The 26264-nt window shown below is 48.3% G+C and carries 19 protein-coding genes; 3 read left to right on the top strand and 16 right to left on the bottom strand.

Features of this window, described 5'->3' with window-relative positions; genetic code table 11:
- Window positions 1–45: 45 nt before the first annotated feature.
- The 4 genes from JMW05_RS03620 to epmB form a co-directional block, all read right to left on the bottom strand.
- The gene (locus JMW05_RS03620; RefSeq protein ID WP_201504032.1) at window positions 46–498 is read right to left on the bottom strand and encodes a c-type cytochrome; all 453 of its coding nucleotides are present in this window, start codon (window positions 496–498) and stop codon (window positions 46–48) included.
- Window positions 499–639: 141 nt separating this feature from the next.
- A complete protein-coding gene (locus JMW05_RS03625) occupies window positions 640–2736 on the bottom strand; it encodes an EAL domain-containing protein (RefSeq protein ID WP_201504033.1) in 2097 nt (698 codons plus the stop codon).
- A gap of 196 nt (window positions 2737–2932) precedes the next feature.
- Entirely contained in the window at window positions 2933–4753 is a 1821-nt protein-coding gene (locus JMW05_RS03630) for a hypothetical protein (RefSeq protein WP_201504034.1), read from the bottom strand.
- A 248-nt stretch (window positions 4754–5001) separates the two neighbouring features.
- Window positions 5002–6015 carry an EF-P beta-lysylation protein EpmB gene (epmB, locus tag JMW05_RS03635; protein WP_201504035.1) on the bottom strand — a complete coding sequence of 338 codons (1014 nt, stop codon included), beginning with the start codon at window positions 6013–6015 and terminating at the stop codon, window positions 5002–5004.
- Between the two features lie 147 nt (window positions 6016–6162).
- Here epmB and efp point away from each other — a divergent pair, with 147 nt between their 5' ends.
- Window positions 6163–6735, top strand: a complete 573-nt coding sequence (gene efp / locus JMW05_RS03640) for an elongation factor P (RefSeq protein ID WP_201504036.1) — start codon at window positions 6163–6165, stop codon at window positions 6733–6735.
- A 91-nt stretch (window positions 6736–6826) separates the two neighbouring features.
- Here the strand turns inward: efp and JMW05_RS03645 are convergent, their stop codons facing one another.
- The 11 genes from JMW05_RS03645 to JMW05_RS03695 all read right to left on the bottom strand — a co-directional run bounded on the left by JMW05_RS03645 (window position 6827) and on the right by JMW05_RS03695 (window position 19074).
- Window positions 6827–8563, bottom strand: a complete 1737-nt coding sequence (locus tag JMW05_RS03645) for a GAF domain-containing hybrid sensor histidine kinase/response regulator (RefSeq protein WP_227691426.1) — start codon at window positions 8561–8563, stop codon at window positions 6827–6829.
- Window positions 8564–8621: 58 nt separating this feature from the next.
- Window positions 8622–9446, bottom strand: a complete 825-nt coding sequence (locus JMW05_RS03650; protein WP_201504037.1) for a tRNA threonylcarbamoyladenosine dehydratase — start codon at window positions 9444–9446, stop codon at window positions 8622–8624.
- Between the two features lie 29 nt (window positions 9447–9475).
- Window positions 9476–10420, bottom strand: a complete 945-nt coding sequence (locus JMW05_RS03655) for a TatD family hydrolase (RefSeq protein WP_227691427.1) — start codon at window positions 10418–10420, stop codon at window positions 9476–9478.
- Between the two features lie 23 nt (window positions 10421–10443).
- A complete protein-coding gene (locus tag JMW05_RS03660; RefSeq protein ID WP_201504038.1) occupies window positions 10444–11472 on the bottom strand; it encodes a hypothetical protein in 1029 nt (342 codons plus the stop codon).
- 141 nt (window positions 11473–11613) lie between these two features.
- Entirely contained in the window at window positions 11614–11811 is a 198-nt protein-coding gene (locus JMW05_RS03665; protein ID WP_201504039.1) for a hypothetical protein, read from the bottom strand.
- 17 nt (window positions 11812–11828) lie between these two features.
- Window positions 11829–14102 (bottom strand): type II secretion system secretin GspD, encoded by a 2274-nt coding sequence (gspD, locus tag JMW05_RS03670; RefSeq protein WP_201504040.1) that lies wholly within the window; start codon window positions 14100–14102, stop codon window positions 11829–11831.
- A gap of 73 nt (window positions 14103–14175) precedes the next feature.
- The gene (locus JMW05_RS03675) at window positions 14176–15123 is read right to left on the bottom strand and encodes a type II secretion system protein N (protein ID WP_201504041.1); all 948 of its coding nucleotides are present in this window, start codon (window positions 15121–15123) and stop codon (window positions 14176–14178) included.
- A gap of 11 nt (window positions 15124–15134) precedes the next feature.
- Window positions 15135–15935, bottom strand: a complete 801-nt coding sequence (gspN, locus tag JMW05_RS03680) for a type II secretion system protein N (RefSeq protein ID WP_201504042.1) — start codon at window positions 15933–15935, stop codon at window positions 15135–15137.
- Between the two features lie 194 nt (window positions 15936–16129).
- Window positions 16130–16447, bottom strand: a complete 318-nt coding sequence (locus tag JMW05_RS03685; protein WP_201504043.1) for an H-NS histone family protein — start codon at window positions 16445–16447, stop codon at window positions 16130–16132.
- 582 nt (window positions 16448–17029) lie between these two features.
- Window positions 17030–17611, bottom strand: a complete 582-nt coding sequence (gene ssb, locus JMW05_RS03690) for a single-stranded DNA-binding protein (protein WP_201504044.1) — start codon at window positions 17609–17611, stop codon at window positions 17030–17032.
- Between the two features lie 98 nt (window positions 17612–17709).
- Entirely contained in the window at window positions 17710–19074 is a 1365-nt protein-coding gene (locus tag JMW05_RS03695) for an MFS transporter (RefSeq protein WP_201504045.1), read from the bottom strand.
- 792 nt (window positions 19075–19866) lie between these two features.
- Here JMW05_RS03695 and uvrA point away from each other — a divergent pair.
- Window positions 19867–22776: an excinuclease ABC subunit UvrA gene (gene uvrA, locus JMW05_RS03700; RefSeq protein ID WP_201504046.1), complete on the top strand. Its 2910-nt coding sequence runs from the start codon at window positions 19867–19869 to the stop codon at window positions 22774–22776.
- 111 nt (window positions 22777–22887) lie between these two features.
- On the opposite strand, the gene JMW05_RS03705 is transcribed toward uvrA, so the two are convergent.
- Window positions 22888–23517, bottom strand: a complete 630-nt coding sequence (locus tag JMW05_RS03705) for a LysE family translocator (protein ID WP_201504047.1) — start codon at window positions 23515–23517, stop codon at window positions 22888–22890.
- 438 nt (window positions 23518–23955) lie between these two features.
- Between JMW05_RS03705 and JMW05_RS03710 the strand changes: the two genes are divergently transcribed.
- Window positions 23956–26112, top strand: coding sequence for an SEC-C metal-binding domain-containing protein (locus JMW05_RS03710; RefSeq protein WP_201505508.1), 2157 nt, complete (start codon window positions 23956–23958; stop codon window positions 26110–26112).
- The last annotated feature ends 152 nt before the right edge of the window (window positions 26113–26264 follow it).

The raw sequence follows: 26264 nt of genomic DNA on the forward strand, positions 1-26264 counted from the left end.
CCTTGTGGTTATGGTGATGTGGGTGACCCAAGCGCTGAGTCTACATTAGGGGTTAGGGGTTGCAGGTTTTTCTTGCCTTAGTGTCGATAGATAAGCAATCACATCCGCGCGCTCGGTTGCATCGGGCATGGGGTCAGCGAGCATTTTGGTATCGGGCAAGGCTTTGGTCGCATCAGCGAGATAATGGTCCAAACTTTTGGCATCCCATACCCAGTGGGTGTTTTTGAGCGCCTCGCTGTATTGATAGTCGCTCAGCGCCGCAGCAGGTGCCCCATAGACGTTCATCAGCTGCGGGCCTTTATTATTATGCCCTGGGTTTAGCGTATGGCACTGGGCGCAGGCGTCGCGGTAAATCTGCTCACCGCTACTGGCATCGCCTTTTGCATACACTGGTAGCGTGACATTGTTGCGGTAGTCGGGCGGTGGCGACTTACAACCACTTAGCAACACCATACCCAGTACTAATGCGCCCCAAACAGGGCTATTTTTTGCTGTCATAACTTACTTTACCGCTTTACTGTGAATCACTGCCTTTTGCAAAAACGTACAGACATACGCTGCAACAGACTTCTGTATTGCTTATTGGACTTGTTTTGCTCACGCCTTCGCCAAGCATCTATGCTTTTCATAAGGATAACCTTATGCTTCTGAGGTACCAAAATGCATACTGGTGCTCGGCGCTTCTAAATAATAGCCTTGCAAATAACGCGCGCCCACACTCCACGATACCGACATGGTCGCCGCGTCTTCGATATAAGGCATCAAGACATCAATCTCATGCTCATTGGCACGCGTGATGAGTGCCTTGACGGTATCTAGATTGTCTTCGTTATTGATATTGTCGATATAATTGCGCGACAAGCGAACCATATCGGTCTGCACCGTGTCCGCAATCTCAATCGATTTAGCTGAGTTACCAAAGTGATGAATCGCGATCTCGCAGCCTGCCTCGCTAAGCGCGGCAAATTGCGCTTTTGCAACCGTCAAATGATTGATGACGTCTTGCTCGCTAAATTGTAGCGTGATGGCACCAGGCGCACCGCCGATGGCTTTAATCAATTGGCTTGCCACATTGGGCAGCTGCTTGTCCACCAACGAGGCGCTGGTCAGTTGCACCAAAATGCGCGCTGTGGGGTGTTGTTTGCGCACGTCATTGAGCTGCTTACAGGCATGAATCAGCACCCAGCGGTCGATTTTTTCACGCAGATGGTGGGTTTTGGCGACTGCCATAAAGTGATCAGGGGTCAAGACCGTATTGCTGGCATCAGCCAACGGCAGGCGCAGGTAAACCTCAAAAAAGTCACTGCTGTCTGTATTGATGTCATATATGGGCTGATATTTCAGCTCAAACCCATTGTTAGAGATGGCTTTGACCAGATATTCTGCCAAGGCCATATCATCGCTGTTGGCATGCTCGCTTGGGTCGTATAAATGATAGGCGTCGCCATGGTTTTTGGTTTCAATCTGCACGGTACCGACCGCATCTATCGCCCGCTCTAGCAGCACTTGCGGTGCGGCGGCGCCCGCCTCAATTTTGACCACCCCAATACTGACTGTGGTTGAGGTTGTGCGTTTATTGACATCAATCAGCATACCTGCAATATCGGTACGTATCTGCTCTGCCAAGTCTTTCACTGCCTGTGTGGTTAGATGCTCAACGAGTATCGTGAAGGTGGTGTCACCAAAACGGCTGACATAGCCTTCCTCTATCATCTCGCCGAGTCGATAGCCCACTTGCTTGATGGTGGCGTCCACCCCTTGAAGACCCAAGCTGCTGCTGATTTTACCGATATTGTCCAGCTGAATGTAGTACAGTGCGGCGCTACTTTTCTCATCGCCTACTTTTTGGTGAATGAGCTCCAGCTGCTCTTCAAGCCCGCGGCGGTTACCAAGCCCCGTTAGGGTATCCATACGCTCAACAGCGGCTAAGCGCTTGGCAATCTCAGCATCATTGGCAGCGTTTTGCTGAATGATAATCTGCGTGACAGGCGCGCCTTCTAATGTGGCGGCCGCGAGCTGCAATTTGGCTTCAAAGGTACTGCCGTCCATCTTACGGCTCTCAAACTGAAACTCGAGCTGATCGCGATTGCCTTTATCAAACTTGCGCAAAAACTGCTTAAATTCTTTGACGTTGTCTTTATCCGCAATCAAGTCAATGACGGGCACACCGATGATGTCTTTCATGCTCTCAAAGCCGAACAGCTCAAGATAAGGGTCGTTGGCAAAAATATGAATGCCTTGATCGAGGTATGCCACCGCGCTTTTGGAGTTTTTTATCAAGATATTGGCGCGCTGTTCAGCTTCTGAGAGGATATGGCGAATGCCTTTTAACGCACGGCGACAGCCTAGACCTGCATGCTGCAAGCAAATGCTCAGCACCACTTCGACCTCATTTTCTGGGCGCAGCGCTTTGACCATCATGCTGTCAATCGTCGCAGGCAGACCTTCGGCATTGTGCGCTGTAGCAGCAAGCTCGTCACTCATCAAGCCGATGATGGGCAAATCTAAGTCATGCGACTGCAAAATAACGACCACATCGGTCAAGGTCAAATCGTAGGCACGACCAAACACCAACACATCCCATGGGCTGCGCAGTGCCTTTAGCAGCTCTTCTTCATCGTCCAAAAAGCCTAAATTGACCTCATCATAATAATGAGACAACAGACTGACGATGCGCTCAGCATAAAGCTGATCTTCATCAATGACCAGCAAATTAAGAAGGGCGTTGGTTTGCATAGTAAACCTTTTTAGTACTTTGGCCGTGTCACACCGCGCACTTAACGCGCGCATGTTTAAACTTTGCCACCTGACATACGTTGTACAATAAAAAAATACCGATAAGGCAATATAGCAGTTATACACCCTATCAGAACAGTAAAATACTGTACAATCTTAGCACACCTTCTTACGATTGCTACACGATATTGCCCCGTTACAAATGCGCCACCTCAAATTGAGTAAAGCGTTCTGTGGTCAGCAGTCGCCGCTGCAAGCGCAGGGGTGTTTGTTTGTCTTGCAAACGGATGATGACCCTGTCTTGACTTTTGAACTGATAAGACGGCACCAGTATGCTGCAGCTGGTCTGTAGCGCATTGTCGCGACCCAGCAGTAGCGCGGGTACAAAGCGCTGATTGCGCGTATCACCTTGGTCCAGTCGCAGCGCACAGGCCGTCGGACGGTGCCCAATGATTTGTGCTTCCGCCTCGACATACGTCTCATCAATGGTCAGCCAATGCACCACGCCCAAAGACCAGTTTTTGGCATTGTTGTCATTGTCTAATAAAAACAAACTCATATTTTTTAGGCGCGGCGGCGCTGTTGCCAACAGATTGGTATAGGCGGCATTGTCATTTAACGCATGATAATCGACCGTTTTTGCGGTAAATATCGGCGGCATGGCGACCGCTTCTTTGCTTGCAGCTGACTTAGCAGCGTGCTGCTTGACGATATCTTGAGCGGTTAATAGCCGCAACGTTTTGATGTTGTCATCGGTCTGATTGTGCTCTGGCAGCGCGATGTCCAGCGTATGCTCTGCTGGTTTGGACTGTGGTTTGGTGTCTTCTATCGGCAGGTGCTGCACGGACAGACTTTTTGGCGCAATCAACGCCATCAGGCTGCGCTGTCCTGCGGCATGATAATGGATGTTGTCAAAGCCTGTGATGATTTTGGTCGTCGGCGTGTTTGTAGCTTGCGACAAAGGCGCTAATTGTCGGTGCGTGTAACGATGCTTGAGCATAGACAGCACTTCATTGACGAGGCGGTATTCGTTTATTTTGTCATCTATCGTCTCAATGCTCGCTTTGTGCGCTTGCAAATACGCCATAAACGGCTCGATTTCAATAAATAGGCAGTGACTGTCTTCTTTATAGGGGTTAATCGTGCTTGCAGACGTCAGATATTCAGGCGGCTGGTCGCTATGTAAGTTCACAAACAAGCGCGTGCGTGTTTGCGGCTCAAAGGTGATGGCGCTGTGCTTGCTCCACTCAGGCAATAGCTTTTGTAATAACAATAAATTGGGGCGACGCATGGCCAAAGTGTTTAATAAAGCATGAAGACACAGCTGACTGTAGCGCTGATGAATGCTGACAGGCTGCGCTGAGGCAACGTGTTTGCTGATATCGGTATGCGCCACATGGTAGAGCGAGGCGGTCAAGTACAGGCGGTTCAATGCCGACCAGACATACTTGGGTATCGACTGATAGCACAAGGTCTTTTCAAACACCAAGCGCTGATACAGACCCATACACTGATAAATGGCGGTGTTGAGCGCGACACTGGTGGGGCTCGGCTCAGTGCTACTGAACATAAATTTGCGCCAACCTTTGGGCACGCGCGGCTGCTGCAATGCTTGGTCACTCGCCGCGCTCAAGCGGTTAATCATACCGTCATACACTGCGATGCTCAGATAGCATAACGACTTGATGGAGGCGACCACATGCTGCTGCTCAGCATTCAATGGACCGACCTCATAGATATAGTGCTTACGCAGCTGTGCAAACAGACGCTGCAAGGCGCTAAGCACAATCTCCATCAGTCGCAGTCGCAGCATATCGTCCATAGTCTCGACGCTAAGCTTCGTTAATATGGCTTCAAGCTGCGTCATCTGCATCGCTTCTGACTGCGCAGGCAGGTGCGCTGTCCACTTAAGCAGTTGCTGCTCTTTGTTGTCGTTTGCTTGTTTTTTTGGCGTCTCTGACACCGCGGGTGATATTGCGTCAATATCGCCCAGTGATAGCGCAGAAAATGTACCCATGACCGCTCCTTGTTTGTTTTTATAGAAGCCTATCTGATTCATCAACCGTGAATACTTTGTACATCTATCTCCATCTCACCACCATACTGGCATCACTTTAGGAAACATCTGTTGTACGATATGACCATACACACACGATGAACCAGCTAAAAAACAAATTTAGGAAACAAATGCTTGTTATAAGGCTGTCATATGCTAGCACACTTGTCTGGCATATTTTGATAATTATGAATGATTATAGTTAATATTTATGACGCTGAGGAGCCATAAATGTCAATCGGTACTTTAAAGGGTTTATTCGGTAATTCCTTGACCAGTTTAGGAACCAGATAGCCTGGCAGCGCTGCCAGCATTTGCCAATACAAGCGAATGGCGTCAGATTCATGGCTGTCAAAATGCGCCGCCCCTGCCACCTTATCGAGCAAGTGCAAATAATAAGGCATCACACCAGAATCAAACAAAGTTTTGCTCAAGTCAATCTGTGCCTCGAGGCTGTCATTAACGCCCGCGAGCAGTACCGCTTGATTGAGTAAAGTGATGCCTGCGTCACGTACACGCTGCAAGTAACGTGCCGTATTGGCGTCTATTTCGTTAGCGTGATTGCAGTGAATCACCATCACAATCTGGCAGCGGCTCGCTTGCAGACGCGCAAGCAAGTCATCATCTAAGCGCTCAGGAATCACCACAGGCAGCCGCGTGTGCAAGCGGATGGTATGGAGCTGCTCAATGCCTTCGAGCACCTCAAGCCATGCAAACAAGCGCCGATTGCTGATACTGAGCGGGTCGCCACCACTTAAAATCACCTCGTTAATCTCAGGATTGTCCTCGATATACGCGACAATCTCGCTACTGATTTGCGCGGTAGGCATATTGGCATTGTAGTCAAAATGCTGGCGAAAGCAGTAGCGGCAATGAATGGCACACGCCCCTGTAATCGGCATCAAAACCCTTGACTGATATTTATGCAAAAGCCCTTTAATAGGGTTTTGCGTGTTTTCAGATAAAGGGTCGCTCACGTAGCCTGTCACAGCGATTTGCTCTTGCACATCGGGCAGCACTTGCTTGAGCAAAGGGTCATTGATATCGCCTGCGCGCATTTTGGCAACAAAGCCGCGCGGCACACGCAGCTTAAAATGCTGCGGGGTATAAAACTGCGCACGATGCTCGCTCAAGGACAGCTCGGCAAGCAGCGCATCGACTGAACTGATGGCCTCGGATAATTGTGTTTGCCAGTTTTTTTGTGTGATTAAATGGTTTATCATGACAGCCTAATACGTGCGCTCAAAACGACATTATACTCTGTTCTATAGCGCGCTATCAAAGTATGCCCACCAAATCCAACCGCGCACGCTTACGCGTTGTTGCTCTGGTTGATTATCATATCCTTAACAACCCCCTAGGAGTCTTTTGTGGCGAGTTTTTCTACCAATGAATTTAAAGCTGGACTAAAAGTGATGCTGGATGGCAACCCTTGTGCCATTATTGACAACGAGTTTGTCAAACCTGGTAAAGGACAGGCGTTTAACCGCGTAAAATTGCGAAACCTACGTAGCGGCAAAGTCCTTGAGCAAACGTTCAAGTCAGGCGACAGCCTAGATGCGGCTGATGTGGTCGATACAGAAATGAACTATCTGTACAATGATGGCGAGTTTTGGCACTTTATGCACCCTGAGACTTTTGATCAGCTACAAGCAGACAAAGCGGCGCTTGGTGATGCTGGCAAATGGCTCAAAGACAACAGCAACGCGCTATGCGTCATCACCCTGTTTAACGGCGTGCCTTTATCAGTCACCCCGCCAAACTTCGTTGAGCTAGAAATCACCGAAACCGATCCAGGCGTCCGTGGTGACACATCAGGCGGCGGCGGCAAACCTGCTGTACTAGAGACGGGCGCGGTCGTGCGTGTACCGCTGTTTGTACAACAAGGTGAAGTGGTTCGTGTTGATACGCGTACAGGCGATTATCAAACGCGCGTCAACTAAGCCAAACACGATGTAAAAGGTTCAAAACACGATGTTTTAACAATAAAAAAGCGCCTCAATACATGGGGCGCTTTTTTATTGGTGATAATCTTTAGTCCATCTGCATAGAGTATTTGTGCATGAGCCAATACTGTACCAGTGCGTTGAGCTGCTCTTTTTTAAACGGCTTGGTGCAGTAGTCTTGCATACCCGCTTCTAAATACTTTTCACGCTCGCCATCCATCGCATTGGCAGTCAAAGCAATAATCGGTGGCAGCTGCGCCTCATCATATATTTCATGCAGCTTGAGCGTGGCGTGGATACCGTCCATAATTGGCATGTGATGGTCCATCAATATCACATCATAGCGTTTGGGATCATCGGCAAAGGCGTCTAGTGCTTTTTGTCCATCAAGTACGTGCGTCACGGTATGACCACAGCTCACCAAGGCTTTTTTGGCAATCATCGCATTGACATTGTCATCTTCGACCAGCAGCACATGACCAGTACACTGTGCCAAGGGCGCGGGGTCCACACGATTGGAGTATTGCGAGGTCTCATATTGTGCATGGTCAATGGTCGGCAGCGGCAACAATACCTCAAAGGTGGTGCCCACTCCGACTTCACTTTTGACACGGATATTGCCGCCCATCAAATCCACCAACGACTTGCAAACCGATAAGCCAAGACCCGTGCCGCCATACAAGCGGTGCGTTGACTTGTCCGCTTGATTATACGCATCAAAAATAGCGTCTAGCGACTCTGGCTTGATGCCGACACCCGTATCAGACACCGCAATCGAAATCATCTCAGTGCAGTCTTCAGCATTTCTTTTTTTGTCTTGAATGGCGCAGTATGACCAGTTGCAGTATAAGGCGTGGGTGACAGTGATGTTAACGCGCCCGCCCTCACGTGTGAACTTGATGGCGTTATTCACAAGATTCACCAGTATTTGTTTTAAGCGTACAGGGTCGCCTTGCACATAAGAGGACAACTCACCCGTATAATGATAATCAAGCGTCAGACCGCGTTTTTGCGCCTTGGCCGCAAACAGATTGATCACTTCGTTACACAGCGCGCCCAAGTCCATAGGAATACTGTCAATGGTCATCTTGCCCGCTTCAACTTTGGACAAATCCAAAATGCCATTAATTATCACCAATAAATGGTCGGTTGAGGTTTTGATGTTATTGACATACTCTCGCTGCTCATCGCTGAGCGGCGTGTCGTCGAGCATGTCCACCATGCCCATGATACCGTTCATCGGTGTGCGTATTTCATGACTCATGTTTGCCAAAAACTCAGACTTCATCTGACTGTCATGCTTGGCTTGGCGCTGGTTTCGGTGTAAGCGCAGCGCATCAGCGGCCATCGCACCAAATTCAGCGAGCAGCTGCCGCTCTTGTTCTAAAAATTTATGATTGGGCTTGGTATCGATAATACACAAAGAGCCCAAACGATAGGTCTGCCCGTCTTCTTCAATAATGATGGGCGCGCCTGCGTAAAAACGAATAAATGGCTCCCCTGTCACCAAGCTATTGTGGACAAAGCGCTCATCGGCCGACAAATCAGGAACGACGAACACATCATTAGACAATACGGTGTAGTTACATATCGCCACCTCTCGTGAAGTGGTACACATACCGCCCAGTCCCTGCGGTGATTTAAAATACTGCGTGTCTTCGTCCATAAAGCTAATGGTCACAATGGGTACACCAAAAAACATCTTTGCCATATTGGTCAGGCGCGAAAACGCAGGCTCAACGTCACTGTTTAAGACCTTATATTCACGCAATTTGGCAATACGCGCTTTTTCATCAGCAGCTATCGGATAAGTATAAGTAGACACTTAGGTCTCCATAAATCAGCAGGTAGTATAATCAAATGCTTGTCGGCTTAGGCGTGCTTTATGCTTTGGCAATCAACTGTAGGGCTTCACTCACCATCATCATACCAACGATAGAGGTTATCGTCACGGCTGAGCCATAGCCCCCGCAGTGAAGACCACCCGTCTGACAACTTTTGTCTATAATAGGCGGTTCTGTAGAGTACACACAGCGAATACCGAACTTTTCTTTAAGCTGGGTATTGATGCCTTTTTCATGACGCAGTTTATTTCTGAGTCTTGCGAGCAGCGGGTCTTGGTAGCAATCTTTTAAATCACTCACGGTGATTTGTTTTGGGTCAATCTTCCCCCCTGCACCACCTGCACAAATCAGCTTTAGTTTATTAAATCGACAATGCAGCGCAATTGCAAGCTTTGCTGACATATCATCTACACAGTCTAAAACAACAACTGGTCGACCATCTGCCACCGCTTGTCTGGCAAAGGCTTTATCAGGTAGGAGTGTTGCCACATTATCACTGGTCAAAAAGTCATCAATCAAGGTCACGGTCAGGCGTGGATTGATTTGCGTCAAGCGCTCGTGCATGGCGGCAATCTTACTTTGCCCAAAAGTAGCGTCCAAGGCGGGCAGCTGGCGATTGACATTGGAGGCGACGAGCACATCCATATCTATTAAAGTAATAGCGCCAACCCCCGTACGTGCCAGCCCTTCAGCCACCCACGACCCCACGCCACCAATACCGATCACATACACGTGCGCCGCCGCAAATTTGTCAAAAGCAGGCGTCCCATATAGGGTCTGCGTGCCTTGAAAACGGCGGTCGTATTGGTCGTTGTCTGTTGACGACGGGCTTGCCACCTTATCGGCGGTATTCGCTGCACTCATAATCTGTCCATTTTGTCTTATCATCATGCTCATGGGTGTTGCTGCATCACATCAGGGTACGCCCATGTGCGCTGTAATGCGTGACAACTATTGTGCCACAATTGCTGAGCGAGGTCAGCAGGACGACAGTCCAATAATTCTGCCAGCACCGCCAGTACCCAAGCAAGGTTCGCTGGGGTGTTGCGCGTCATCATCGCAGCTGCTGGCTGCGTCTCGTCAAAGGGCGGCTGACACATGACAGGCAGCATGTCTGGACAGTCGGTCTCGATGACCAGACACTCTGTGCCATACGCTTGAACGGCAGCAACAATCGCGCGGCGCAGCTTTTTGGCATTGGGATTGGTGACTTGTCCTGTTACCCCAAGCTTAAAACCAAGCTTAACAAAGGCTTTCGCCTCTTGTTCCCCGCCGCTAAAGCTGTGGGCAATACCGCCCAGATCTTGCGCGTTGTACGCGTGCTTTTTGAGTATCGCCAGCGTCTCGGCATGGGCTTTACGAATATGGAGCAGCACAGGCAGCTGATGCTCGGTCGCCATGTCCAGTTGCGCTATAAAAAAGCGCTTTTGCTTGGCGAGCATCTCAGGGGTTTTCATCGCATTGGTATAGGTATCGAGCCCAATCTCCCCAAGCGCTAGCGGGCGCGTGCTCTTCAGCTGGGCGCGTAAATCTGCCAGATGCGCGTCCGTATGCATCTCAATATAAAAAGGGTGCAGCCCCAAAGCGACATGTGCACGGGGTACAGACACGCCATCAGCAGCAAACGCGGCAAGGTCGCTCTGCACACGGCTTAAGCGCGCTAAATGCTCACGCACATAACCGACCAATAACAGATGCCGTACCCCGCGCTGCCACGCAAGCTGCGCCTGCGCATAGCGGTCAGCAGCAAATATCGCATCATCAAAATGCGTATGCGTGTCTATTAATGGATAAGTCGCCATCTCTGGCGGCGGACAGGCGCTATCGGCGATGTGCATGGCTTCCTTAGGTTTCACTACAGTTATGGGGTTTCGCTGACGCTTGCGGTTGCGCGCGCTGCGTTGTCAGCGGCGCTTGCCACCACGTAGCGCGGGTTTATCATGCCATTGAGCAGCGCGTATGGCACCATCAGATCGACGGCTTCGGTATTGCCTGCCAGCAGCTCTTCTGATTGGTACACCATATGCAGCCCTTTGGCATCTAAATACCACTGCTTAGATAAGGCAAGCGGCCAATCGTCTTGTTGTTCAGGGGCGATGCCTTGCGTGCTGAGCCACTCTTTTTTGGCATTTTGAAAGGTTGCCAGCAGCTTTTGGTGCGTGATGTGCGGCAATAAAATGTCTGATAGCGTCAGCTGTAGCTGGGTCTGCATATCGAGCATAATATAATGCGCAAACTGGCGCTGGAGTCCGTTGTCCTGCTCTGTCAAACGTACGATCAAATAACCTGTCTGTGCAGGGACTTTATTGTTGGCGGAAGCATCAATATTGCGGCGCTCGGCATCGTAGGTGTTGAGCACCAAGTCGGTGTCAATGGTTTGCTGCAAAGGCAAAGTGCTGACGCGCTGCTCGCTATAGGCAATTTGATTGAATAGAATGCTGATGGTTTTTTTGGCGGTCTCATCTTGACTGGCAAGCGGCAGCTCAGGCGCTAAGATGCGCGCGATGGTCTGCCACATAATGCTGGTCAGCCAAGGCTGTTCGGGGCGAAAACTTAAGGTATTCAGCTCAAACGATTGACACGCGTCCGCCGCTTTAGTGCAGCTGCGCTGACGGGCAATCGCTTGCTTGTGTGTGGTATTGATTGTAGGCGCTATGGTGTCGGTTTCCTCTACAGGCGTGACCACAGCGGTTGCGGCACGCTCAGCGTCGCGACTGTCGGCGGCGGCGCTTGAGGTGCCATCAGCAAGCTCGGCGGCATCTGCTTCTGCCTGCTGCTCAAACATAGAATCTGGCTGCGGCTGACAACCAAGCAGCATCGTGATGGCAGCGGCACTAAAGGCTAAGCGCAGCCGTGATAGATAATGAGCGGGGCGATGGGTTGTGGTCATAGGACGTACTGTCAGCAGGTAAACAATGATTTTTATAATAATACCCAAAATAGTAGCTTAAATAGACACCGCTTATCCTTTTCTATGACACAATTCCCACCAAAAGCCGTCGCGAATCATACAGCCCTTTTGCTTTTTGCCTTATTTGTCAGTATCTGTAGCGCTATTTTGCGCCGCGTCTTTGGCAGACAAGTTGGCACGAAGGCTACTGCGTCTTGGAATCAGTGCCAACGCTGTACCCGTAAGCAGTAGCAGCACCCACTTTTTAGCGGCTTTTTTGGGTGTTTGCGTTGGCGTGTTTTGCGGTGCATGTGGCGAATTTTTAGCTTTTTTTGACATTGGCTTTCCTCAAGGCGTTAGCGCTGTAGCGGATAAGTGCGCAGTCCGCTGATATTGGTACTGCTGCCTGCATTGTCATCGACTCTGGTAAAGCCGCTGGGCGTGGTGGTCTGGTCGCGCTTCGGCACCAGTGGATTGAGCGGCATCAACTCATAATCAGGGTCGACATTGCCATCCCAGCCTTGTGTACCACTAAACGGCAGCTGTTTGATGGTGCCGTTTTTATCAATGACCAGTTGCAATACGCGCATCTGATTGTATTTGCGCTCAGTCACACTCGCCACCGCACCGCCATCACGCAAGATGGTGGGCTGCAAAAAGATAATCAGGTTGCTTTTTTGCGTGCTGTCATTGTCCGAGCGGAACAGGCGCCCGATGACGGGCACATTGCCCAGACCCGGTACTTTTTGCTGATTGGTGGTGCTGTTTTCACGCATCAAGCCGCCTAGGGCAATGGTCTGCTGGTCATCTGCCAAGATGGTGGTGTTGATCAGGCTTTTATTGGTAATCAAGCCGCTGGCGTTCGAGGTACTGCCAGGCACGACCGAGGACACTTCTTGCGATACTTCAAGACGTACAGTGCCGTTGTCACCGATGTGCGGTATGACGTTTAGGTTGATACCAATATCTTTACGCTCAATGGTCTGAAACGGGTTGTCTGAGCTGTTACCACTCGTGGTATACGATCCTGTGACAAAGGGCACGTTTTGTCCCACGAGAATGCTTGCTTTTTCATTGTCCAAGGTCAAGATAGACGGCATGGATAACAGGTTGGCACTGGTGGTGGAATCCAGCGCCTGCAAAATCGCGCCATAAAACTGCGCGTTGCCATTGCTGTCTTTGCTGCTGTCGCCAATACCGATAAGCGCGCCTGCGATAGAGCTTGCGGCAGCGCTGATGGCGCTCGATGAGCCGCCTGACAATGCGGCGGCGGCAAGCGAGGTGGCACTGGCACCGACGTTTCTAAAGTTGACCACGCCATAGCCGCTATTGGCATTGCCGAGCGCCCACTGAACGCCAAGCTGCTTGGCATCATCGCCCGATATTTCGACAATAGCCGCTTGAATCAACACCTGTGCGCGGCGGCTGTCCAGCTGATTGACCGCGTCTTCAATCTCTAGCATCAGCTCAGGCGCGGCATTGACGATGACCGCGTTTTGGGTTTCATCCGCGATGATGCTAAAGGGTCGACCGCCGATACCACCCGCGCCTGTACTGCCAACACGGCTGCCTGTCGTATTGCCCACCGCGCCCGCAGGGCTTGGTGTGGGCGTGATGGTGTTGCTGGTGCTTAGGGTCGCCGCGCCACTACTGGCATTATCTAATGAGGCTGGCTCTAGCGTTGAGGTCGCCCCTGTGCTATTAATCGATTGATTGGCGAGCAGACCGCGCAGCATCTCGGCGATGTGCCCTGCGCTGGCGTATTTTAGACGAAACACGCGCAGACCGCTTAGGCGGCGGGTGGGTATGGTATCGAGCTGCTCGACCATGGCTTGGACTTTGGCAATCATCTCAGGACTGCCTTTGACCAGCAAACGGTCGCTTGCGGAGTCGGCAATGACTTTTAGCTGATTGTTACCCGTAGCCTGTGCGCCACCTGCCCCTGCGGTCAAGGCGCTAATCAGCTCCATCATCCGCTCAGCATCGACATGGCGCAGCGGGATGACGCGCAAGCTGTCATTGACATTGCTGTCCAAATCACGAATCAAGGCGGTCAGTTGATTGAGGCTGTCGGCACGGTCAGAGAGTACCAAGGCGTTGACCCCTGAGACGGCAGCAGCATGCGCGGACTGCGGCATCAAGGGACGAATCGCGCCTAGAATTTCTGCCGCTTGGGTATTGGTCAAATAAATCACGCGGGTGGCGAGCGCCTCGCCTGCACTGTTGCCGCGCAAATCGACCGCAACGCCCGATTGTTTGGCGACGGCATCGGGAACCAGTTTAATAGTGTTGCCCGAGTCAATCGCCGCGATACCATTGACCTGCATGACACTCAAAAACAGCTGATAAATCTCTTCGCGTGACAGCGCACGGTTAGAGATGACTGTCACATTGCCATTAATACGCGGGTCGAGCACAAAGTTTTGATTGGTAATGGTCGCCACTTCGTTAATAAACGCTTTGATATCGGCATCTTGCAGATTGACTTTCCAGCTCTCGGCATTGGCAAAGCCTGTCGCAGCGGCCCACAGCGGCACGCTCAAGCACAGTACGCGCAGCGCACGCACCAAGGGCGTCACGATGGGTTGTAGCGCGGATATGCCGACATGATACACACTTGTTTTGGTCATACCTTTAGTCATAGTTACTCGCTGTTGTGTCACTCATTACCTAAAAAACATAAAAACTTCGGGGCGGCGCACCTTAGAACTGCTGGCGGATGGTAATTACCTGTTCGCCGCGCTGGACTTGAATTTGTGCCTCACCCGACTGCTGCACTTGCTTGAGTAGCGCGGCGTCTTGGGTGGGGTTGCTGCCCACATTTTGTCCATTGACGCTCAGCACCCTATCGCCCGACTCTAGCCCCAAGCGGTTGCGGATATTAGCTGGCATGGCGGCGGTGACCTGATAGCCATTGCCAGACGCCATGACGCCCATTCGGCTCAGATAGCTGGCAGGGTTTTCGCTCAGCGCTTCTGCCGCACTGTCCACCGCTGAGGCAGGATTGCTGCTTGGCGCAGGGGCGGCACCACTGTCACGGTCATCATTGTTGCTCGGCGGGACGTTTGGGTTTACTGCGGGTGCATTGGGCATGATATTTGGTAAGTTGGCGAGACCGTCATAGGCAGGCAAGCCGTTATTCATCTCAGGCAGGCGCTCATTACTCACTGCGTTGGGCGCTGGTTGTTTTTGGTCCAACGACATGTTGTCCGCAAGGCGTACCACGATTTGTTTGTTTTGCGCGTCGCTGATCACGGCGGTGTTCCAATCGACCGCAACCAGCGTGTATTGTGTGCCTTTTAGCGTGCTGCCAATACGGTAATTGTGTACTTCCCCATTGACCGCGAGCATGGCGGAGGACAGTGAGGCAGGCTCAGCGAGGAGCACTCCTGTCAGGCTCACGTTGGGCGGCGGCGGCGCAGGCGCAGTGCTGGGCGCAGCATCAGCAAACAAAGCAAAAAGCGCGTTGTTTTGCGCGGCAGGGCTGCTTTGACTCATGAGCGGCACCACAGGCAAGGCAGGCGCGGTGGGCGGCGCAAGCAGCAACCACAATAGCCGTGCGCCCACCCAACACAGCCAAACAATCGCCAAAAATAGCCACAGCGCGCCTGTGCGTTGTAGCCGTGCCAACCACGGTTTCAGTGCAGTCATGGTCACCGTCATCAGCGCGCCCCCAACTGGGTAATGGGCTGACGCACATTGACAACATTGGTATCTTGCGGCGCTTTGCCTTGATAGCTTGGCATTTGCTCAAGCAGGCGCTGGGTCAAGCTGATATCGAGCATCTGCGTGCCATCAAGATAAATATCACCCAAGCGCTTGTCTTGATTGTCCAATAACTGCATGTGTAGACGCGACTGCGCGTCCTTTTGCACCGCGCTCAGTTGTGCGTGCATCGGTGGCAACGTCAGATACATATACTGCCCGCCTTTTGGGTAGCCGAGCATACCGCCGACCCACGTCAGCTGACCGTCCGCCTCATCAAACCCCGCTGCGCGTCCCTCGTCCGCTTTTTGGTAGCTTAACCGCACATTGTTGGCCTGTATGGGCGCGTCTGGCAGCTGCCAGCTGACCCATTGACGCAGTGTCTCTGGTGCGATTTTGCCGTCCATATTCTCCACTTGCCATCCTTGACGATGGATGCGTGCTTCGCCAGACAAGCGCGTTTGTCCCGATTGCAGCTCGACATCCGCGCCTACTGTGCCCAAGAGCAGCTGCCATGGTTGCCACGTCCACGTACCAGCGCCAGTCAAGGCAGTATTGCCGCTTGGCAGCTGCCACACCAATGACCCCTGCCAGAGATTGCCCGACACGTACTGCACATAGCGGTTGTCCGCAGCGTATTTGTCCAGCAGCCACGATGCGGGCATCTGTACGATGACCATCAGCATAAACACCATACAGCCGACCAGCCACCACAGCTTACGCGGACGCTTTTGGGCAACGTCAGAGGATTTCGCCACGGCTCACTACTCTTTAATAACAGATAAAAACGTCACTATCATAACAAACAATCGCTGATTAATAACAGTAAAAAAGCCAGTATCTGCATAAGTAGATACTGGCTCTTTGCTTGCCTATCGGTATGAAGAGTCTAACGCTGATTTATGACATCTTATTGAAATGATGTCATAAATCCATCGTGCTTCTCTGACTATTACACAGCGAAGTCTTCGATGTCTTGACCGTTTTCTATCGCGTTCACAAGCCACGTTGGTTTACGACCACGACCTGTCCACGTCTCACTTGGGTTTTCAGTGTTGCGGTATTTGATGCTGCGTTTTTTCTCTAGGCTTTGACCTGCCTTTAGAATCTCATCGATGGTGGTGTTGCATTGTTCAGCGATGGCTTCAAATTGCGTGTACGCGTCATATAGGCGTTGGTCTTGTTTTTTGCTGATCAATTGCTGTGCGTTTTCAGTAATGGCGCGCAGTTCATCAACGTTTAAGCTTTCTAGATCGATATTCTTGCTCATAATAACCTCTGCTGTTATACATCGTTGTTTTAAATGGGTCGACATGCGCTTTTATTGTTATTCATCACTGAGCAATTTTATGGTGGCATTGCCTAAGTTTATGGACAGACAGCGCTGATAAACGTCTGACTAAAAGCACGTATCAATCATACAGGCATAATGTCAAACCGCGCTTTATGGCCAAAGAACAACAATAAATCATGTAGGTGCAAAATATTAGCATATTAATTTCTATTAATGAACAGATATGTTTGTTAAAAACGTTATTATCAGTTTTATTAATCAATAAAAGAAAAACAAAAATAGAATATCTATCTGTCGTTTTTTAGAAAAGAACACCCATTTTATGATTTTTCTTTATTTTATAGCCGACATTTTTTTATAAAAACAAGCTATCTTTTTTTTGTACACTTTTTACTTTGACCTTTCAGTAGTCTTTTAAACGGTACAACCACCTTGTTTTTAGTGACTTCGTATGGCGGATGGCGGGCTGCATGAACGCATATCTCCCTAAACACTGCGCCATAAAAAACCCAGCACAGGGCTGGGTCTTTGGGTGATACGTCACGGGCAATCTTAGACTTAGAACGGGATATCGTCATCCACAGGCGTGTCTGGCATGGCGTTGTTTGAGCTGCCTTGGCTTGGCGCTGAAAACGCATTGTTTTGGCTGTTTTGGTTAAAGCTGTTTTGATTGGGGTTGCCAAAGTTGTTTTGACCGCCCTGATTGCTTGGGTTGTTTTGATAGCCACCTTGGTTTTGCGGCGCATTGTTGTATGGCTGTGGTGCGCTGTTTTGGCTAAAGCCTTGGCTCTGTGGCTGACCTGCGCCCGCGCTGTCGAGCATTTGCATTTGATTGGCGCGAATCTCAGTGATGTAGCGGTCTTGACCGTTTTGGTCTTGGTATTTACGCGTACGTAGGCTGCCCTCAATATACACCTTGCTACCTTTACGTAGATACTGCGCCGCCACTTCGGCAAGACGATTGTTCAATACAATACGGTGCCATTCGGTCGCTTCGCGCTTTTCGCCGCTTTGCTTATCTGTCCACTGCTCTGAGGTGGCAACCGAGATATTGGTCACCGTACCGCCATTACTAAAGGTTTTGCTATCTGGGTCAGCGCCCAAGTTACCAACGATAATTACTTTATTTACACCGCGCATAATCGTTATCCTTATTTCTATGAATGTGTTCTATAAACGGTTGTCTATAAATAGATAGCGAGCATCATTTTTGATGATTCACTGTACCCAATTTTGGTTCAAATATCTAGAGGACGCTCTGCAAGATGCGACAACGCTTGTCGCGAATCGTCATTGAGTCGTTGTTTGTCCAGCTTTAGATAGGCGACGCGCTCTTTTGCCATCACCACCAGCTCGTCCACGCCGTCCACCGCCAGCATTGCTGCTGTCCATTTTTGGATGTCGGTGTCTTTAGGAATCGTGACGGTAGTGCTCGACAGATACGGCGGCTGAGCAATCGGCATAATAATCAACAATGCCACGACCATCACCGCTGCCAAAATCCCCCACGACAAGCCCACAGGCTGATGCAGCAACATACCGCCCAGCGCCCCGCCGACAAACGCACCAAAAAACTGACTGGACGAGTTTAGCCCCATCGCTGTTGCTTTATTGGTCACAGGCGCGCGCTTGGATATCCATGAGGGAATGGTCGCCTCAAGCAAATTAAAGCCCATAAAGTACAGCAGCAAACCGCCGATGATGCCAATACTCCACTGTGCACCGAGCGCCAAGGCAATCAGTGCCACGCTCATCAGCGCAATCGCACCCAAAAACACTTGGCGCATTTTGCGTTTTTTCTCAGCAATGATGATAAAGGGAATGGCGATGGCAAAACCAATCAACAAAAGCGGCAGATACACCATGCCTTGCTGACGTACCGACAATCCCAGCACCTCTGACAGCTGATGCGGCAATAGCACAAATATCGCGGTCATGGTCAAATGCAGGGCAAAAATACTGATGTGTAAGCGGTTTAAATCGCCGATTTTTAGCACTTCTGCCAGCTGGGTCTTTATCGATTTGTTTGCCAGATTGTGCTTAAGCATACGCACAGGCGACGGCACTGCCCACAGTAGCCCCATCGCCAGCACCGCAAACACTGCCGTCAGCCAAAACAGCCCTGAGATGCCGACCAAGCCGACCAATAAGGGTCCAAAAGCAAACGCCAGCATAATCGAGCTGGCAATGGTCAAGCCCATCGCCGCCATGGCTTTGGTGCGAAATTCTTCGCGCGTGACATCGGCAAGCAGCGCCATCAGCACCGCCGATACCGCGCCACTACCCGCCAGCGCGCGACCCAAAATCACTTGATAAATATCGGTCGCGGTCGCCGCCAAAATACCGCCCAGCGCAAACAAAACCAGCCCCAAAAAGATAATCGGCTTACGTGGCAATTTGTCAGCAGCAATACTCATCGGAATCTGAAAAATCGCCTGTCCCAGTCCGTATATCCCGACCGCAAGACCGATTAAAAAAGGTGTGGCATGTGTATAATTGTCTCCATAAACCGAAAATACTGGCACAATCATAAACAGACCAACCATACGCAAGGCAAAAATACCGCCAATGCCTAAGGTTGCGCGTTTTTCTATGCTATTCATACTCGCCTCACAGCTCTACTACGTATCAATTGAACCCGCAGGCATCAATCAAGCCCCACATTATAAAACATTCAGCCCTACGCTGCTGAAGGTTTTCTACCCATGCCAACAGCCGACCCACCGCGCATGCTTGACGCATCTGCGCTGTGCCACGTTTCATGCTGCTGCTCGCGCCATCAAGATACAAAAAAAATGGCAAAACCAAGGGCTTATAGCCACGTTTTGCCTTGAATAATGGCACGTGAACAACAATAAAGAGAGGTACACAAGCAAACAACCTGCCGCAGCCTATCCGTCGTCTGTCATGGCTACGGCATTTCAACAATAAACAACACAGCATCAACAACGCTGAACAACATACCAGCATAACCGCGCGGCGTATCATGATAGCGTAGTGCTCATAATGGGCACGGCGGCAAAAAATAAAAGTCTTTTTTATAACGCGCTGTTTTGCGCGGTCGCTTGTGCTTATTTTTATAAAACAACCCAGCAGTGACGCCAAATAAAGACACAGCGCTATACGTCGCTCTGTCTTTTGAATTGTCTGTTTTGCTGCCTACAAATGCGTTATAAACCCCTATATATGGTGATGATTTTTTCGCTATTGTCTGTTTGCTATTGCAGCATAAATGGCGCATTTATCGCGAAATAAGCCCCGTTTATAACGGCTGTTTTTATAAATTTGATAAAGGCAATCTTTGTTGATTTCCTTTTTTGTTTTGATTTTTTTGTGACAAACCCTGATTTTGGGTTTTAAAAAACGTGTATTAACCAATAGGAAACCAAAAACCGATGGCAAATGACCATATTGCAATACGTGGTGCACGTACGCACAACCTAAAAAATATCGATTTGGACATTCCGCGTGATAAGTTCGTGGTGATAACGGGTCTGTCAGGCTCGGGCAAATCGTCTCTTGCTTTTGATACCCTCTATGCCGAAGGGCAGCGCCGCTATGTCGAGAGCTTATCGGCGTATGCGCGTCAGTTTTTGTCTCAAATGGAAAAGCCAGAAGTCGATAGCATCGAGGGGCTGTCCCCCGCCATCGCCATTGAGCAAAAATCAACCAACCACAACCCGCGCTCGACCGTCGGCACGATTACCGAGATTTATGACTATTTGCGCCTGCTCTATGCGCGTATCGGTACGCCGTATTGCCCTGAGCATGGCGAGCCGATGGTCGCGCAGACCGTCACCGAAATGGTCGATACGGTCATGGCACTGCCTGAAGACAGCAAGCTGATGATTCTTGCGCCTGTGGTGCGTGAGCGTAAAGGCGAGCATACCGTGCTGCTGGAGCAGCTGGTCGGACAAGGCTTCGTGCGCGTGCGTATTGACGGGCACATCTATGATATGGATGAGCTGCCGACGCTTGAGAAAAATAAAAAGCACACGATTGAGGTGGTGATTGACCGCTTTAAAGTGCGCGATGACTTGGGCAACCGTGTCGCCGAGAGCTTAGAGACTGGCTTGCGCTTGGGTCAAGGCATCGTGACGCTGCACCACATGGACGGTAACCCCAAAGAAGACGGTAGCGACGACCAAATCCTATCTGCCAAGCACAGCTGCCCTGTCTGTGACCGCGCGGTGTCGGAGCTTGAGCCGCGCCTGTTTAGTTTTAACAACCCCTACGGCGCGTGTCCTGCCTGTGATGGTCTGGGCAAACGTCAATACTTTTCGGCAGAAAAGCTGATTACCCACCACGAAAAAAGCCTCAATCAAGGTGCGATTAATGGTTGGGATAAGCGCCATGCCTATTATTTTGGCTTGCTAAGCACCGTCTGTACCCATTTTGATATTGATATGGATACGCCGTGGCAAAGTCTGTCTAAAAAGCATCAAGACATCATCATGCACGGCTCGGGCAAAGAAAAAATCAGCTTTAACTTTACCGATGAGCGCGGACGCAAAACCAATAAGATTGTGCCCTTTGAAGGTATCCTGCCTTATCTTGAGCGCCGCTACGCAAAAACGCAAAGCAATCTGGTGCGCGATGAGCTGGCAAAATATCTCGCCGACACCACCTGTAATGTCTGCGATGGCGCACGTCTGAACGAAATCGCCCGCAATGTGCGCGTTGATGAACGCACCATCGCCGATATCGTCAAAATGTCGATTGGTGATGCTGAGCGCTATTACAAAAGCCTGACCATTGAGGGTCATAAAGGCGAGATTGCCGAAAAGATTTTTAAGGAAATCAACGAGCGCCTTAACTTCCTCGTCAGTGTGGGCTTGGACTATCTGTCGCTGGCGCGCTCTGCCGAAACGCTCTCAGGCGGTGAGGCGCAGCGTATTCGTCTTGCCAGTCAGATTGGCGCAGGTCTGATGGGCGTCATGTACGTGCTGGATGAGCCGTCTATCGGTCTTCATCAGCGCGACAATGACCGCCTATTAAAGACGCTTACGCGCTTGCGCGACCTCGGCAATACCGTGCTGGTGGTCGAGCATGACGAAGACGCGATTCGCCAAGCCGACTACATCATCGATATCGGTGTCGGCGCGGGCGTCCATGGCGGGCACATCATCGCCCAAGGTACTGAAAAAGACATCATGGCAGAGCCTGAGTCACTGACAGGGCAATATCTGTCAGGCGCGAAAAAAATCGAAGTGCCCAGCATCCGCCACGACGCCAAAACCATGGAAGTGGTCGCAAAAGGCAAAGCTAAGCCCAAGCAAGTACCTATGAGCATCGAGCTAAAAGGCGCAAACGGCAACAACTTACAAAACGTGGATTTGAGCATTCCTGTCGGTGTGATGACCTGCGTTACAGGCGTGTCAGGCTCAGGCAAATCGACCTTGATTAACCGCACCTTGATGCCGCTCGCCGCGACCCAGCTGAACAATGCCTCGACCCTTATCCCTGAGAGTTACGACAGCATCAGCGGGCTTGAGCACTTGGACAAGATGGTTGATATCGACCAAAGCCCCATCGGTCGTACCCCGCGCTCGAACCCTGCCACCTACACAGGCGTCTTTACCCCTGTGCGTGAGCTGTTTGCGCAAACCCAAGAAGCCCGTGCACGCGGCTATAAGCCAGGGCGCTTTAGCTTTAACGTTAAAGGCGGACGCTGTGAGACCTGTCAGGGTGATGGCTTAATCAAGGTAGAAATGCACTTCTTACCTGATATGTATGTGCCTTGCGACAGCTGTCATGGCAAGCGCTACAACCGCGAGACGCTCGAAGTACACTATAAAGGCAAAACCATCGCCGATGTGCTCGAGATGACCGTTGAGGACGCGACCGAGTTCTTCTCCGCGATTCCTGCCATTCATCGCCGCTTGCAAGCCTTGATGGAAGTCGGTCTGAGCTACATTCGCCTCGGTCAATCGGCACCGACGCTCTCAGGCGGTGAAGCGCAGCGCGTCAAACTGGCACGCGAGCTGGCAAAACGCGACACAGGACAGACGCTGTATATCTTGGATGAGCCGACCACTGGTTTGCACTTCCACGATATCGCCAAGCTGTTGAACATCCTGCACGCGCTACGCGACAAGGGCAATACCATCGTGGTCATCGAGCACAACCTTGATGTGATTAAGACTGCCGATTGGGTTATTGACCTCGGTCCTGAGGGCGGTAAAAATGGCGGTATGATTATCGCTGAGGGCACGCCCGAAGACGTCGCCGACGCTGAAGGCTCACATACGGGCGAGTTTTTAAAGCCGCTATTAGAGCAGCAAGCCGCATTGGCAGCGAGCTAATCGTTTAAACATTAAAAAAAGCCACTTGTGAGAGTGGCTTTTTTTGTGGGTAAGGAGTATCAAAAACAACAGTTAAATGTCGTAGGCATCATACGCACTTATACTATAAACTCAGCCCTTCGCAATCAACCATGCGCCAGCCAGTCCCATAAATGAAGACCCGACGCGGTTAAATTTCTGCCGTGCTCTAGGGCTTTTCAAACGTTTTTGCGCGTAACTCGCCATAAAGGCATACATCATCATAGCAACAATGGCGCAGCCAAAAATCACCAGACATAGAATCGTAATATCTATCCCTGTTAAACTAGTGACTGGGAAAAAACTGGGCAATAAGCTGATATAGAATAAAATAACTTTTGGATTACTGATGGAGACCAGAAAACCCGAAACCACACTTTTTAGTCCCTCGTTTTTATTTTTTAATGTGACATTTTCAGTCATAATTTCACTTGGCACCGTCATCCACATCTTGTACGCCAAGTAAAACAAATAACCTGCCCCTACAAACTTGACTACAGTAAACAAGGTATTGAAATTGCTTGCCAATGCGCTCAGTCCATAAGCGGAGAACACCATATAAATAGTATCTCCTGCAGCAAGTCCAATGATTAAGGGCAGCGCTGCCCAAGATCCTTGTGTCATGGCTTTGGCAATAGTAGCAAACACCCCAGGACCCGGCGTCATGATAAATATGAATACAGCAATAATGAAGGTAAATAGCTGAATGGTGGTGATGGTCATGACAGTCCTTTATATGTACATTAACGCTTAAGTATAATTGATTAATCAAACATATTTCTAGTTCATTATTATTGTTTTAGAATAACTAGAATAGTTATAGGTTCAAAATTCTTATAATTATCGTAATATAGTTATTATGCGCTATAACATCTCTTTTATCAGATGATTGATCTTTGTCTTAAATGTAGCGGACTCATCATCGCTGAAGATATGTCTGAGAAGGTGACGGAAGTAAAAGGCTCATATATGGGTAAGTTTTTAAAGTCAATGTTTGTGCAGTAAATCAAAGAAGCAAGCTAATAGTGTTTTTCTGATTTTTCATAAAAGACCACCCTACAGGGAGTAATTTTTTATTTTATAGGGTTCAAAAAATTATGGATTCAGTTGATACGTATATACTGAACTTAACCATAACTTAATAAAACTAAAGGAATAATAATGTTCGATAGAGAAAGTCATAGAGACGAAGCAGAAGTTTTTAGTGATCTAGAATCATTATGTCATTCTAATGGATATTTACATACTATTGCATATTTTTGTTTTAGAGATAATACTGTACGATGTGGTGAAGAAATACAGAAGGAAGATTTTCTAGAGCAGTATAGTACAGATAGACTATTACGGACTGAGATATCCACATTAATTGGTTTGGCATGTACAGTCAAGTCAAATTTGGAATTACCAACTCCTGCTAAAATGCAGGAATACATAGATAAAACGGAATCCTTACTTTTAGAACTTCATCATTCAATGGTTCCTGATATTTCAAATCTATTTAAGTTAGATACCAATAATCAACTAGATAAAAGCTATAACCCTTTTAATAAAGGAACTTTCTTAAGGGAGCCTATATTTTATGGAGGGGAATCAGCTTATCACTTCCAATACAGAGACTTATCGAAGCTAAAGTACAAGAATGATGAAGACTGGATAATAGAAAATAAAGGCTATTCAATAAATGATTTATTCGTTGTTATTGAATCTATTAGTTCGTTACAGCTTGAAAAAATTAACAGCATACTACCTAATGTTTTGCAAAAAAATTCTGATGAATGGACAGTTTTAGATGCATATATTTTTACAATAAATGAGGTAGAAGCTAAATTATCCATACCCTTATCGAAACCTTTAATAAAAAAGGTAATTGAGTCTTTTGTATCTATTGATAGCTATGAGTTCAAAAGACTTGATGATTTCAACCAAAAAAATGCTTTTCCAATAATAAAGATAGATGACAATAAATATCTTCTTTTTCAAAATTATAGTTTACTGGAAGCATTATATGAGTCCCCTTTTTTTTGGTTTTGGAATGATAAATCTTACCGTAATACCGCAATGACGAACCGAGGCAACTTTACGGAAGATTTTTCCGTAAGTAGGCTAAAAAGTGTTTTTGGGAATAATAGAGTTTTTCAAGGTGTCAATATTATTGGAAAAAAAGGAGTAACTTCTGGAGAAATAGATGTTTTAGTATTATTTGCAAACAGAGCTATTGTTCTACAAGCTAAATCTAAAAAACTTACTCTAGAATCTAGAAAGGGTAATGATTTATCTATAAAAAATGACTTTAAGAAAGCTATTCAGGATTCGTATGACCAAGCCTATTTATGCTCTGAACTTTTATTAAGTAAAAGCTATAAACTTGAAGATAAATACGGTCAAAGTATAGATATTTCAAATATCGAATTCCAAGAAATATATCCAGTATGTATTGTATCAGATCACTACCCTGCTTTATCTTTTCAAGCTAAACAGTTCTTAAAATATAAAAAAACCGATATAATTAAAGCTCCATTCATTATGGATGTTTTTTTCCTAGATGTTTTTGCTGAAATGCTCAATACACCATTATATTTTTTGAGTTATTTGAATAGAAGAACAAACTATTCAGATAGCATTATGGCTACGCATGAAATGACTATTCTTGCATACCATCTGATACATAATTTATGGGTTGATGGTGCAGATTATATACATATAGGAAACGATTTTAATACTGTATTAGATATGTCAATGTTAACTAGAAGAGATGGACTGGACTCTATACATACTCCAAAAGGAATACTTACAAAATATCAGGGTACTACAGTTGGAAAATATCTTTCTGATATCGAAAGGATTAACAATCCAAGTACAGTAGATTTTGGATTCTTACTGCTAAAAATAAATGAACAATCAATTCAGCAGGTTAATGAAACTATCGAATTAATTTGTAGTAAAAGCTTAGTAGATGGTAAAAATCATGACTTTACAATTGGATTTAAAAATGGTGAAGGTTTAACAATTCATTGCAACTATAATGATTACAATACTGCTAAAGAAAAATTAGAAGACCATGCTAGAAAAAGAAAATACTATACGAAGTCTAAAAAATGGCATGCTATCTGTATTGAACCTAGTACAAAAAATATTAAATTTGGTATGAGTCTCGACTTTCCTTGGAAGTATTCGAAAGAGATGGAGCAAGCTACTTCTCGCATGGTAAAACCTTTATCAACTTTCAATTCTAAAACGAAAATTATGCCTAAAAAAATAGGGAGAAACGAACAGTGCCCTTGTGGCAGTAGAAAAAAATATAAGAAGTGTTGTTTATAACTTTGCAAATTTTGATTAAATTCATATTAGACTTTCTTTATATAGTAGTTATCCCTACACAAGGTTTAGCACTGAGTACGGTGGCTGTTATCCTCGATTGAAGTGATTTAGTTAAGGGCAGTATCAAAATGAGACGATATGAACACTATTAG

The sequence above is a fragment of the Psychrobacter aestuarii genome (genome assembly GCF_904846035.1).
In the GTDB taxonomy this organism is placed as follows: domain Bacteria; phylum Pseudomonadota; class Gammaproteobacteria; order Pseudomonadales; family Moraxellaceae; genus Psychrobacter; species Psychrobacter aestuarii.